The organism is Lachnospira pectinoschiza (genome assembly GCF_900103815.1).
Taxonomy (GTDB): domain Bacteria; phylum Bacillota; class Clostridia; order Lachnospirales; family Lachnospiraceae; genus Lachnospira; species Lachnospira pectinoschiza_B.
Map to the genome: position 1 here is coordinate 418,273 of NZ_FNHZ01000001.1, position 12,935 is coordinate 431,207.

At 40.4% G+C, this 12,935-nt stretch carries 10 protein-coding genes; all 10 read left to right on the forward strand.

Annotated elements, in window-relative coordinates:
• Window positions 1–50: 50 nt before the first annotated feature.
• Complete coding sequence (locus BLQ66_RS01800) at window positions 51–599, forward strand: 3'-5' exonuclease family protein (protein WP_074520655.1); 549 nt, start codon at window positions 51–53, stop codon at window positions 597–599.
• A 148-nt stretch (window positions 600–747) separates the two neighbouring features.
• Window positions 748–1,386 (forward strand): flavin reductase, encoded by a 639-nt coding sequence (locus tag BLQ66_RS01805; protein WP_074520656.1) that lies wholly within the window; start codon window positions 748–750, stop codon window positions 1,384–1,386.
• Window positions 1,387–1,452: 66 nt separating this feature from the next.
• Window positions 1,453–2,058 carry a protein adenylyltransferase Fic gene (gene fic, locus BLQ66_RS01810; RefSeq protein WP_074520657.1) on the forward strand — a complete coding sequence of 202 codons (606 nt, stop codon included), beginning with the start codon at window positions 1,453–1,455 and terminating at the stop codon, window positions 2,056–2,058.
• Between the two features lie 17 nt (window positions 2,059–2,075).
• Window positions 2,076–3,131: a hypothetical protein gene (locus BLQ66_RS11850; protein WP_207645132.1), complete on the forward strand. Its 1,056-nt coding sequence runs from the start codon at window positions 2,076–2,078 to the stop codon at window positions 3,129–3,131.
• 814 nt (window positions 3,132–3,945) lie between these two features.
• Window positions 3,946–5,529 (forward strand): Na+/H+ antiporter NhaC family protein, encoded by a 1,584-nt coding sequence (locus BLQ66_RS01820; protein WP_242869307.1) that lies wholly within the window; start codon window positions 3,946–3,948, stop codon window positions 5,527–5,529.
• A 1,095-nt stretch (window positions 5,530–6,624) separates the two neighbouring features.
• Window positions 6,625–8,955 (forward strand): hypothetical protein, encoded by a 2,331-nt coding sequence (locus BLQ66_RS01825; RefSeq protein WP_074520660.1) that lies wholly within the window; start codon window positions 6,625–6,627, stop codon window positions 8,953–8,955.
• Window positions 8,956–9,208: 253 nt separating this feature from the next.
• Window positions 9,209–9,820 carry a class I SAM-dependent methyltransferase gene (locus BLQ66_RS01830; RefSeq protein WP_074520661.1) on the forward strand — a complete coding sequence of 204 codons (612 nt, stop codon included), beginning with the start codon at window positions 9,209–9,211 and terminating at the stop codon, window positions 9,818–9,820.
• A gap of 57 nt (window positions 9,821–9,877) precedes the next feature.
• A complete protein-coding gene (locus tag BLQ66_RS01835; protein WP_074520662.1) occupies window positions 9,878–10,504 on the forward strand; it encodes a DUF6796 family protein in 627 nt (208 codons plus the stop codon).
• Between the two features lie 604 nt (window positions 10,505–11,108).
• Window positions 11,109–11,720, forward strand: coding sequence for a class I SAM-dependent methyltransferase (locus BLQ66_RS01840; RefSeq protein WP_074520663.1), 612 nt, complete (start codon window positions 11,109–11,111; stop codon window positions 11,718–11,720).
• On the forward strand, window positions 11,687–12,859 hold the full coding sequence (locus BLQ66_RS11940) for an HNH endonuclease domain-containing protein (protein WP_180364676.1): 1,173 nt from the start codon (window positions 11,687–11,689) through the stop codon (window positions 12,857–12,859). Before BLQ66_RS01840 ends, BLQ66_RS11940 begins: the two co-directional genes overlap by 34 nt.
• The last annotated feature ends 76 nt before the right edge of the window (window positions 12,860–12,935 follow it).

Genomic DNA, 12,935 nt, shown 5'->3' on the forward strand with positions numbered 1-12,935 from the left:
GATAAATAGCGAATATTATTAAGAAAAATAGCCCTAAGGAGATTATGAAAATGTCAAAGAAATTTGCAGTTATAGATACAGAAACAACTTGGAGCGATGAGGTCATGTCCATCGGCGTGGTTATCGCTTCGGAAGAGGATTTTAAGCCCCTTAGCAGCAACTATTGGATCATCACAGATGCTGCAAAGAAAGGCGGCATGTACTCTAAAACCCTTGAAATTCCTGGCATTCCATCTATCAAGACGGACCGCGAAGGTGCCCTCTCCCAGATGAGAGCTTATTTATATGAAAATGAAGTCACTGACCTTTTGGCCTACAATGCCAATTTTGATAAGCGCCACCTTCCAGAGTTTCGTGATTTCACATGGCGCGACATTTTAAAGCTAGCCGCCTATAAGCAGCATAATCCAGCAATCCCAGAGTGTGCAGACTGTTGTGGTACAGGAAGACTTAAGAGAAACTACAGAGTAGAGTGCATCCTAGAGATGTTTGGTGAAGTGGATTATAGGGAAATGCATAATGCCCTCACAGATTCCGAGGATGAGTTACGAATCATGGGATATTTGAGCAAGAGCGTAGGAGAGTATCCGGAGATTTAGAGACAGAGCGCGGGCCGGCAATCTGCGCGGGCCGGCGAGCTATATTTACATTTCCTTAATATTCTAATATAATAAACATAGATGTAATTTCGTGATTAATTTAATAGAAATATTGCTTAGTCTAGGATATTTCTAGATTGGAGGCTCTATGGAGAATAATAAAAAGGCAATGTATAAGCTCACCTACGGGCTTTTTGTATGTACGGTTAAGGACGGCGACAAGCTAAATGGCTGCATCACAAATACTGCAGTGCAGCTAGCTTCCGACCCAAATCTCATTTCCATCTCCCTAAATAAAGCAAATCTTACTCATGATATTTTAAAAAAGACTAAGTTTTGCAACATTTCGGTTTTAAGTCAAGATGCGGATTTTGAGACCTTTAAGCACTTCGGTTTCCAGTCCGGAAGGGACGTTAATAAGTTTGGCGAGGACTATGATAAGGAAAATTATTACCTAGCTGAGAACGGAATTCCAGTGGTGACAAAGGGCGTCAATGCCTGCTTTTACCTTGAAGTTAAGCAGATGATCGACCTTGGCTCCCACACCCTTTTCATCTGCCAGCCAAGTTTCATGACGGTCCTTTCAGAGGCCAAGTCCTGCAGTTACGAGTATTATCAGGAAAATGTAAAGCCAAAGCCTGTAAAGGTTGGCGAAACTCCAAAGGGCGAGACCATTTGGAAATGCACAATTTGCGGCTATGAATATGTGGGCGAGGAAATGCCCGATGATTTCATCTGCCCGATTTGCAAACATCCAAAGGATGATTTTGAGAAAATTGTTAGATAAGCAGGGAAGTAAGTAATTGAGCGGGCTTTGTCCATTTGCTATAATAAATAAAAAAGGAGAGAGCGCATGGCATTAGAGAATAAACTTGGAATAGAAGATTCATACGAGTTATTTAAAACGGAAGAGCAATTAAGTAAAAGAAAGGCAAAACTTTTATTTGAAAAAAATTTACTGGATAGTTATGAAGCTGGAACTTATAAAACACTTATGTTCATTCATGAATATCTATTCGAAGACATCTACGATTTTGCTGGCAAACTAAGAAACGTGAACATTTCAAAAGGTAATTTCCGCTTTGCCCCTGTGATGTATTTGCAGCCCGCCCTAGAAAATATTGACAAAATGCCACAGTCCAATTTCGACGAAATAATAGAAAAATACGTCGAGATGAATATTGCTCACCCATTTAGAGAGGGCAACGGAAGAGCAACGCGCATCTGGCTTGACGATATTTTAAAAAAGGAAATAAAAAAAGTGATTGATTGGAGCTTGGTGGATAAAGAAGACTATCTGCAGGCCATGGAGCGCAGTCCAATCAAGGACATCGAGATAAAATACCTTTTAAACAGAGCTTTGACAGGAGACATTGATAACCGCGAGGTTTACATGAAAGGAATCGACAACAGTTACTATTATGAGGGTTACACCAGCTACAAGACGAAAGATTTATGATTGGAGAAAATGTTACGATGAAGGCTTATTACCACCTACCGGGCTTGTTTGAATTTTACGACTTTTACAAGGAATTCTTATCCCTATGGCAGAATCACAGGGAGTTTTTCTACGATTGGTGTGAGATAGGCTCAATCTATGGCGCCCCCGCAGACGCTTTGTGGGGCGGAGGTCGTGTGGGTTTTGGTGATGAAAATGCATTAAAAGTCGCAGCACTCCTAAGGGAACATCAAATCAGCGCCCGCCTAACTTTCAGCAATTCCAAGCTTCGCAAGGAGCACTTGGACGATTATGTTTGCAATAAGTTATGCGAGATTTTTGAAGAAAATGGACATCAGCCGAAAGACCCAAATGTCCAAAAAGTACAAGACTCTCATGGAATTACGAATGTCCGAAAAGTACAAAATTCCCGAGAGGCTGAGAATTTCCAAAATGTCCAAAATCCCCGAGAGACTGAGAATGTCCAAAATATACAAAATTCCCGAGAGGCTGTAGGCGTTCAAAACGGCGTCATCCTACACTCCGACCTGCTACTTGATTACCTAAAGGAAAAGTATCCTTCCCTTTATTTCGTATCTTCTACAACAAAGGTCCTAACTGACTTTAAGGATTTAGAGGCGGAAGTTAAAAGAGAAGATTTCAAATTTGTGGTGCCAGACTTTAGGCTTAATAAGTCCTTTGATAAGCTTGGCAAACTAGAACAGAAGTACAAGGACAAGCTTGAATTCTTGTGTAACGAATGTTGCTATTTTGGCTGTACCGACAGAAAAGCTTGTTATGAAAACGTAAGCCTCAAGGCTCTTGGTGAGACGGAGGAAGATCACATTTGCAAGGCTCCGAATTCTAAGACGGGCTATCGCTTCTCCGATGCCATGAAGAATCCAGGATTTATCAGCCTTGATGACATTCAAAAGATATACATGCCTGCAGGCTTTTCTCAATTTAAGATTGAGGGACGAAGCCTCGGCAGCGCCATAGTTTTAGAGTTTCTTCTATACTATATGGTAAAACCAGAATATCAGTTAAGAGTAAGAGAAGAGATGTATTTAGATAGTAGCCTGGATTTATTCTAGGCTATTTTTTGTATTTTAGGGGGGTGGTTTGTGTTGTGTTTGGCCGTGCGTGATAGGACGCTGGGTATGGAATTAACCCGGGAGTGTAGGACTTATCAGGCTTTGTGGACTTGCTTATTCAGATTTATCCCGGCTTTTGGCTTTATCCGGGGGCGTAGGACTTTTCCGGCAATTCTGCCGAATAAGTCCTACTTTTTTTAAAAAGTAGGACTAGCAGCAAGTTTTATCTTCCTAGGGTCAATGCTTTTTAATATTAGAAGTCAGTAATTTAATCCCTCTGCTTAATTTTTATTGTATTGGGTCAATTCCCTCTATAATATAGCTTTAATAAGCAAGTTGTGATTGACCTTTTCGGATATTTTTTGTTGAAACGTACTAGTTTTGAAAATTCGAATTTTTAAGAAGCAAGTTTTGTAATCCCTATGGGCTAAAAACCTCCCGTTAGGTCAACGTAGCCCCGACCGCACGCAAGAATTCTCTGACCAAACAGACCGATAACGAAAAACTTCCGGATAGCATAATCCCTATGGGTAAAAAACCTCCCGTTAGGTCAACACAGCCCAGGGCGCACCCAAGAATTCTCTGACCAAACAGACTGAAAACAAAAAACTTCCGGATAACAACCCCCACAGTCACGAATTTCCATCATATCCCATTAAATTTTATCAAATTTTTGTCTCTCACAAATCCCACAAACACTAGATTCCTCGAAAATCACCTTAGTTAGTTAAAAAATTTAATACTGAAAATTCTCCCAATCTTTGTTATACTATTATGCATGTCTAAAAATTAGATGTGAAAAACAGTTTTATTAATGAAGGAAGAAGAATATATGGAATTTACTAATACGATTTGGTCATTACTTCCACCACTTATTGCCATCATCTTGGCATTGATTACAAAAGAAGTATATTCGTCACTATTTGTTGGTATTCTTACAGGTGGATTATTATTTGCAGGTTTTAATGTTTCCGTGGCTATGAAGCACATTTTCGTAGACGGAATGATTGGACAGCTATCAGATAGCTGGAACGTAGGTATTCTCGTATTCCTAGTAATTCTAGGAAGTATGGTAATGCTTATGAATAGAGCCGGCGGCTCGGCAGCCTTTGGAAAATGGGCAGTAAAGCACGTAAAGACTAAGGCTGGAGCACAGGTTGCAACAATTATTCTTGGTGTTATGATTTTCATCGATGATTATTTCAACTGTCTTACAGTCGGTTCGGTTATGAGACCAGTTACAGATAAGCATGGCATTTCAAGAGAAAAGCTCGCTTACCTTATTGATGCAACAGCAGCGCCAATCTGTATCATTTCCCCAATTTCATCTTGGGCAGCAGCAGTTACAGGTTTCGTTGATGGTGCAAATGGACTTACTCTTTTCATCAGAGCAATCCCATACAATTTCTACGCATTACTTACTTTAGTAATGATGTTTTCAATTACATTTATGAAGTTTGATTATAGCTCAATGAGTTTAGCGGAGCTTAATCACATGGTTCAGAACAAGCAGAATAAGAAGAAGGATGCAGCTAGTTTAACAGGTGCTGAAGATCAGCCACATCCTCCAATTTCCCAGAACGGTCGAGTTATTCACCTTGTTCTCCCAATCGTTTCCTTAATTATTTGTTGTGTAATCGGTATGATTTACACAGGCGGTTTCTTCTCAGGCGCAGATTTCGTTACTGCATTTTCAAATTCAGACGCATCTGTCGGCTTAGTTTACGGTTCCGCTGTGGCACTTGTTATAACAATCATCTTCTTTGTGGCAACTAGAGTTCTTAGCTTCAACGACTGCATGAACGCAATCCCAGAAGGCTTTAAGAGCATGGTTCCAGCGATTTTGGTTTTAACATTTGCATGGACACTTAAGGCAATGACAGATTCCCTCGGCGCATCAGCTTATGTTGGTGGAGTTGTTGAGAATGTAGCAGGGAACGCAGCTTTCATGAGCTTACTTCCAGCAATGGTATTCCTTGTGGGAATTTTCCTCGCATTTGCAACAGGTACATCATGGGGAACTTTCGGTATCTTGATTCCAATCGTAGTTAACCTCTTTGGTGGCGACTTAAACAACGAGCTTATGATTATCTCAATCTCAGCTTGTATGGCCGGCGCAGTTTGTGGCGACCACTGCTCACCAATTTCAGATACAACAATCATGGCTTCTGCTGGTGCTGGCTGCGACCACATGAGACACGTAACAACACAGTTGCCATACGTAATTACAGTAGCTACAGTTTCGCTTATTTCCTACATCGTTGCAGGTTTCGTGCAAAACTGGGTAATCAGCTTACTATTCTCAATCGTGCTCTTGCTCGTAACACTTCTTGTTATCAAGAAAGTTACAGCTAAGAAGAGAGAAGAGTGCAAAGAGAATTGCGAAGTTGAGGCATAAGCCCTAGGCAAGCTTAGTAGTTATGAAAATGTAAACGCAATATCAGGCTTATCACTTGAAGATTTCAGGTGATGAGCCTTTTTTGTTGTCTGGGGACAAGATTAGCAGGCTTGCAGATCTTCACCGGGGTTTGGTTAGTAGATTTCTTTGTTTCGCCGGGAGTTTGATTAGTAGATTTCTTGGTCTCGCCCGAGGGGGCTTGATTAGCAAGAATCTTTATCTCGCCCGGGCTTTTATTTAAGATTTGTTGGGTTCGTCGGGAGAGGCTTGATTAGCAAGTATCTCTATCTCGCCCGGGACTAAATTGACCTAATTCCGTAAAAATTTGCAATTAGTACTAGTTTTCAGTCTTTTAAAATCATCGATTTTTAAAAACTAGTACGTTTGAAGAAAAAAGTCACGATTAGGTCAATCAAAACCTGATATTAAGCTATATATTTCTGGGCCAATAGGACTAACGGCAAAAAAGATGCTGGAAAGGATTAAAAAGTAACTTGCTAAATTTGGAAATCGATGACCTAACGGAAGAAAAAAATCACGCTGGGTCAACAAAGTAAAAAGAGCAGCTCAGAAATCAACTATTACCGGAGGAAATCCCGCCCCGGGAAGCAATCACCCTAAAAAGCAACTTGCTAAATTCGGGAATCGATGACCTAACGGGAGTGAAAGAAGTCGCTAGGGTCAATGAATCCCGGAAGAGGCATGAATACTCGATTTGACCGGAGTGAGATGAGGCCCGGGTGGTAATAAAGCAAGATGGAATCGCCCCAGAAACTAAACATCATAGTAGGAAACCCCGCCCCATTCAGCATCACCCTAAAAAGCAAGATAGAATCGCCCCGGAAACAAAACACCACCGTAAGAAACCCACCCACCAGAAACTTTCCTTTAATATATTTGTACACCTTTATAAAACATACTTGTAATATACCTATCTTTTGTTATAATAAGGCTATCTTAAAAGTATACAATTTATATTCGTTTGTATAATTAATAATTGAGGTAATGTCGTTTGTATTAGTATTTATGCGCCTTTTCGTGATTTCTTTTTGGGGTGGCATAAAACTATACACTAAAAAACAGGAGGTATTTTTTATGCAAAAATTCAGAAAGCCAGTTGCACTTGCCATGGTAGGTGTGATGTGCTTTAGTTTGTGCGCTTGTAAATCCAACAAGTCAAGCGATTCAGGCTCTGACTCAGACACCACAACAAGCGTAGAAAAAACTGAGGCAATGACGGCCATTGAAAATGCACTAAATCTTTCTAACATGGATGCTGAGTGGACTTACAGTGACACTTCCGATGCATGGACACTCTCTATCGTAACAGCAGTTACAAATCCAGAGATTGAAGACGAGCAGGGCGTTTCAGTTTGTGTACCAGGTGCTTACGTTGAGGGCGTAGACACAGATGGAGATGGAAAGGCAGATGCCACATCCGGTACTGTGACAGGTGATTTGGTAATTAATGAAACAGCAAGCGTTACCAGCACTAACGGCCAGGTTTACACAGCTAAGACAGCTCCAGTTATTATAAATACTGGCGCAGCAGGTTATAGCGAACAAAGCAACCAGACAGCAGGATCAACTTATGCTAGCGAAGGTTACATTAATGTAGCTTGTGGTAACAGAGGTAAGCAAAGCACACTTGATGACGGCACATACACAGGTGATGCACCTTGTTGCCTTGTAGATCAGAAAAATGCAGTACGTTTCGTCAAGTACAACATTTTACTAGGTAATCTTCCAGGAAGCGTGGACTACTTCGTATCCACTGGCGGTTCAGGCGGTGGTGCTCATGCAACTATGCTTGCAGCAACTTCCGATAACGAAGATTTTTACGACTATGAGATTGAGGCAGGCGCAGTTGGGGTGTATAAAACTGATGATGGAAAATATATCACTTCTGTAACCATCGATGGCAAGGAAGTTTCCCTTTCTGACGGAATGTGGGGTTGCATGGCCTATAGTGCTATTACTTCACTTGCAGAAGCAGATATGACTTTGGCTTTTGAATATTATCTAGATACAACTTATAGCTTTAACACAGATTTCCAGAAGGAGACAGCTAAATTACTTGCTAAGGAATACATGGATTACATCAATGATCAGAATTTATCTGTGAAGGAGTCTGATTTAGGCTATGATCTTAACGACGACGGAGATACTAATGATACCGTTGATTTAACTATTGAGTATGATGAAAATGGACACACAGACACTAATGGTTACTATGGAACATATCTGGATTTATACCTTGCAGAGTTTGAGCAAAGTTTAGAGGATTATCTTGATAGACTTGATTATACAGAGGATTGGACTTGGTTTAATTCAAGTGGCACAGCCCTTTCAGATAGCGAAGTAGCTGCCATGACAAGTGAAGATAGAGCTCTAGCCTTCGTGGAAGGTAGATATACAAAGGGAAGCACAAGCACTAGCTCGTCTTCAGATATGGGTTCAGGAGCACCATCAGGAGACAGTAGTGGTGCCCCATCAGGAGACAGTAGTGGTGCCCCTTCAGGAGATAGCTCAAGCTTACCATCCGGCGGTCCTAGCTCAAATTCAAGCAGTTCAAGTGCAGGCGGACCACCAAGTATGGGAAGTTCAAGCTCTTCAGGAGCACCAAGTATGGGAAGTTCAAGCTCTTCAGGAGCACCAAGCGGGGATAGCTCTAGTTCCTCAAGTTCTAGCTCATCCGGCTCAAGCACAGATATAGTTGGAACTCCTGATGCAGGTACAACACAGTCAGCTTCTAGTACTGTAGATTCAAGCAACTATTCTTCATATTCTGAAATGCTTGAAGAATACAAGTCAGATATTGCAGAGATTGAAGCTCTTGATGAATATGGCAACAACATTGTAGAACTCTACAATCCACTTAACTATATCGGCGCAGAAGGCACAAATAACCCTACATGGTCACGTATTTTAATGGGTGCTTCAGAAGGCGATATTTCAATGTTTAACTCTCTTAACATTCAGGTTGCTTGGCTCAACGCCGGCACTGATGCCGAAATCGAGTGGCAGTGGGATGGCGGACATGTTCCATCTGAAATCCTCGGGGATTCACTTCCTCTCTACGTAGATATGATGTATGGAAAATATGTCTCTGGCGCAGTTTCAGTAACAAAGGCAGCTGGCAGCGGCCAGACAACAAATGGAACATCAACTTCAGCAACAGGTACAGACCTTTCTAGCTGGGTAACTTATGATGAAAGCTCAGGGGTATCCTTCTCATTAGCAGCTGCAGCAGCTTATCGTACAGCAGGTGCAAGCAAGGCTATTCCAGGTTTCGATGTAATGGATTATGGCCAGGAAGATTATGTATTTGGTTCATCTAGTAAAGACGTAAGACATTGGGATAAATACGTATTAAAGGTATTTGAAGATAATGAAGATACACTATCAAGCCTATTTAATAATTAATGAGATATAGGTGAAACTTAGGAATTTTTATAGTAAACCCTCCTTAGGCTTTACTAATGAAAAAGGGACTCCCTCGCGAAAGCGGGGGAGTTTCTTTCTTTCCGGGGAGTAACTTTATAATTTTAAAAATTAGTTAGTAATTACTAACACTTGGTGGTATCATATAACTGTAAAAATAAAGAAGTTTAAAAAAGTAAATGATAACAGTCAAAGAATATAAGGATTTGACAATAACAGATGAAGGAGAGTTTTGATGTTTTGGGATAGAGTTGCCGGTGTTTATGATATTTTTGCAAACATAATAAATGGTAAAACTCATAAGGAGTTGAAATTATTTGTTGCTAATCAGATTAGTGCATCTGACGAGATATTGGAATGTGCCTGTGGTACAGGTATGTTAAGTGCTGTAATTGCACCTCGATGTAAAAGACTTATTGCTACTGATTTCTCGGTCAATATGCTGAAAAGGGCAAGGAAGAATTGTGATGGTTTTGAAAATGTATCTTTTAAGCAGGCTAATATCATGTCTTTGGAATATCCTGATGCATCATTTGATAAAGTGGTGGCTGCAAATGTAATTCACCTTCTTGATGAACCAATAAAGGCTATGAAGGAACTTGACCGTGTTTGTAAAATCGAAGGAAGCATTATTATTCCAACATATATGAACAAAGACAGTGCTGGTAAAACCAGCGGCTTTGTCAAAACCGTCGGTAAGACAGGAGCAGACTTTAAAAGACAGTTTACATTTGATACATATCAAGAGTTTTTCCGAGAACTAGGATATAAAAACGTCAGCTATAAGATGATTGATGGGCGAGTGCCTTGCGCAGTTGCAGTCATAAAGAAGAAATCAAAGTATTAAAAAGTTATAAGGGACTTCCGGAAACAATTGAGAAGTTGGGAAGAAGGAGGAAGGTATATGGAACATACATGGTTATTGATTGTTGCAATGGTAGGTCATATTTTGAATTGGTACTGTGACAGATTGCTGTTCTGTACGTCGAGTGGAACATTTAAGATTTCAGATTTGAAGGACAATGAGAAAATGGCGGCAGTTTTCAAAACCATGCCTGAGAACGCTCCGATTCGCTCAATTGGTCTTGGAACACTCTCCATGTGTCTGCAGTTATTCGGATATCTTTCGTTAGGAATATGGATGGAACAGTATTCTTCTTTATGGGCTAATCTCATGATTGTTGGCGCAGCAATAATCTATACCTTTGGTTTGGCTTATCACGTGGTAGGTGGTTCCGCTGAATGGATCTATATCAAAAGCGGTCATACAGAGCAAGGACGAAAGTTGACTGAGGAGTTTTTTGGAAAAAACTCGGTGACGATGATCGGTTGCTTTACCGGAATACTTCTTTTTTCGGTCACCTTCTTCATCCCGGTGGTGGCAGGAATGACACCGCTACCCGCATGGGCGTGTGTATTCAATCTTCTGCCAATCTATCTTGTTCTCGCTCCGTTTCATATTCCAGGTGGGGGAAATATTGCAGGCGCTGTAATGTATCTTGGTTTGTTCGTCCTCTTTGGCAGATGGTGATGACTGTTGTAACTATAAAAAAGCATAATAGAATAATTAAATTTTATAGAGACCAATTTACTAGAATCAGTAAATTGGTCTCTTTTTGATTGGTTTCTGGGTATTGTCCCGGAAATTCTCTCACTTTTCGGGGTTTTGACCTCCCGTAAGCTTCTGGCTTTCGTCCCTGAAATTCTCTCACTTTTCGGGGTTTGGCTTCCCGTAAGCTTCTGATTGACCTAATACGACAAAAACTTGCTAAAAGGATTATTTTTTGCATTGCTAAAAAGGTCACTTTTTCAAAACTAGGACTTATAAAGAGAAAAGTTCTGATTAGGTCAATAAAAACTTGCTTTAAAGGGCTTTATTTCCGGGGCGTAGGACTAGCGACAAAAAAGATGCCGAAAGGGATTAAAAAGCAACTTGCTAAATCGGGGAAGCGTTGACCTAACGGGAGTGAAAAAAGCCGCTAGGGTCAATGGATTCCGAAATAGGCATGAATACTGGGTTTGACGGGGTGAGATGCGGCCGGGGCGGTAATAAAGCAAGTTGCATGTCTATTTCATTAAACTTAATCAAATGCTATAATTAATACAGCAATAAATGAATCAAAAGGGAGGATTCCATGCAAGACATCACCACAAACTACTACAACTCAAATGCAAAGGCCTTCATAGACGGCACCATGGCAGCAGACGTTAGTGACCTTCGAGAAAGGTTCTTAAACTACATACCTAAAGCTGGTCATATTCTAGATTGGGGTTGTGGCAGTGCTAGAGATAGTCTAGCTTTTCTGGAGCGTGGGCTAAAGGTGGATGCAGTGGATAAATCCAAAGAACTTTGTGAATTAGCAAGACTAAATTTAGGCATTGTTGTGGATAATAGGGACTTCTTAGAGCTAGAGGCTGTTGAAAAGTATGATGGAATCTGGGCATGCGCTTCCTTACTTCATGCAAGTAGGGAAGAGCTGCCGGAGATTTTTAGAATAGCAAAGAGAGCATTAAAGACAAATGGTGTTATATATGCTTCTTTTAAGTATGGAGATTTTGAGGGTGAAAGAAAAGAAAGATATTTTACAGATATGACCTTAGAAGCCTTTGAACAAATTTTACCTAAAATTAATAGAATAGATGATAGATATAAGCTAGAATTAAAAGAAAACTGGGTAACTTGTGATGTTAGAGAATCTAGAGGGAATGAAAAATGGCTGAATTTGATTTTGAAAAAAATGGACTAAAATTAAATATCGATGATGACTATTTTAACCGGCTGGATGTGGAAGCATTTTACCAGATGTTAAAGAATCCGTCCTATTGTTATAAGTTTTACTGGTTAGAAGCATGCGTAAAGTTAATTTCTGAAAATGTGGAAAGAACTACATTTTCAGAAATAATTGACGAGATGATAGCCAACGCTTGGTACACGGTTTTAGAGTATCACATTCACCTAAGCGGAGTGGTGCTTGGCGAGGTTAGAGACGGACTTGAGAGGGCTGTGCTACTTTTAAAGGAGCTAAGTGGTTTGCCTAGCAATGCCTCAAAAGTGGAGATTAAGAATGCGATTAAGGCCCATGAAGGCGAGATGAAAAATGTGAAAATTCAGCTAACAAAGATGGTTCCTTACAGGGCTTTGGCTGGATTTTTTAATAGATACGAGAAAAATCCAAATTGGGAGAGTATAAGCAAGATAACAATTTACATTGATGAAATCAACCAGATTAGCGCACTTCCTTATGTTTTAGGGACTGCTAAAGGTTTGGCGAAGGAAGTTGTTTTCAATTCTTTTTGGATTAAAATGATTCAGGACAACACCGTGGCCATCCTTAGCTGGATTCAGTATGAGAAGGTGAAGTGGCTGCAGAACAACAATCCGGAGGTGCCTAGCCTCGTTTACAAGCTTGAGCCTATGGATGAAAATGTGAGAAAACTCTCTAAGGTGCATAAACTCTGGGATGCCATCATGGACGTAAGTCCTGTGATTGACGTTTTCAAGGGTAGCGTGATTGATGAAAGCGCTTATGATGTGGACCATTTTATTCCTTGGTCTTTTGTGATGAATGATGAGCTTTGGAATTTGATGCCAATGGATAGCGCGCTAAATTCTGCTAAGAGCAATAAATTGCCGAAGTGGGATCCATTTTTTACAAAATTTGCCAGCAACCAGTATAAGATGTACGAGCTGATTAATGACGAGAGCAAACCTGAGATTAGAAGGCTTTTTGAAGGCTGTTATAGAGATAATCTTCATTCAATCTGGGCGGCTAACGAGCTTTACCGCAAGGGCAACTCGAAAGAAGTGTTCTATGGAATCTTGGAGAAAAATATGCAACCGGTTTATGATTCTGCCAAGAGGCAGGGGTATCAGGTTTGGATGTAGGAGGAGAGGATAATACTATTTTATTTAAAAATTGTAGTTAGGAGTGATATTTTAGTTGATTTTCATATAAAAATAG

Bases quoted from the DNA above. Each gene is read 5' to 3' on its own strand.
- BLQ66_RS01825 (WP_074520660.1), top strand. From the start codon at position 6,625: ATGCAAAAATTCAGAAAGCCAGTTGCACTTGCCATGGTAGGTGTGATG.
- BLQ66_RS01800 (WP_074520655.1), top strand. From the start codon at position 51: ATGTCAAAGAAATTTGCAGTTATAGATACAGAAACAACTTGGAGCGAT.
- fic (WP_074520657.1), top strand. From the start codon at position 1,453: ATGGCATTAGAGAATAAACTTGGAATAGAAGATTCATACGAGTTATTT.
- BLQ66_RS11940 (WP_180364676.1), top strand. From the start codon at position 11,687: ATGGCTGAATTTGATTTTGAAAAAAATGGACTAAAATTAAATATCGAT.
- BLQ66_RS01840 (WP_074520663.1), top strand. From the start codon at position 11,109: ATGCAAGACATCACCACAAACTACTACAACTCAAATGCAAAGGCCTTC.
- BLQ66_RS01835 (WP_074520662.1), top strand. From the start codon at position 9,878: ATGGAACATACATGGTTATTGATTGTTGCAATGGTAGGTCATATTTTG.
- BLQ66_RS01820 (WP_242869307.1), top strand. From the start codon at position 3,946: ATGAAGGAAGAAGAATATATGGAATTTACTAATACGATTTGGTCATTA.
- BLQ66_RS01830 (WP_074520661.1), top strand. From the start codon at position 9,209: ATGTTTTGGGATAGAGTTGCCGGTGTTTATGATATTTTTGCAAACATA.
- BLQ66_RS11850 (WP_207645132.1), top strand. From the start codon at position 2,076: ATGAAGGCTTATTACCACCTACCGGGCTTGTTTGAATTTTACGACTTT.
- BLQ66_RS01805 (WP_074520656.1), top strand. From the start codon at position 748: ATGGAGAATAATAAAAAGGCAATGTATAAGCTCACCTACGGGCTTTTT.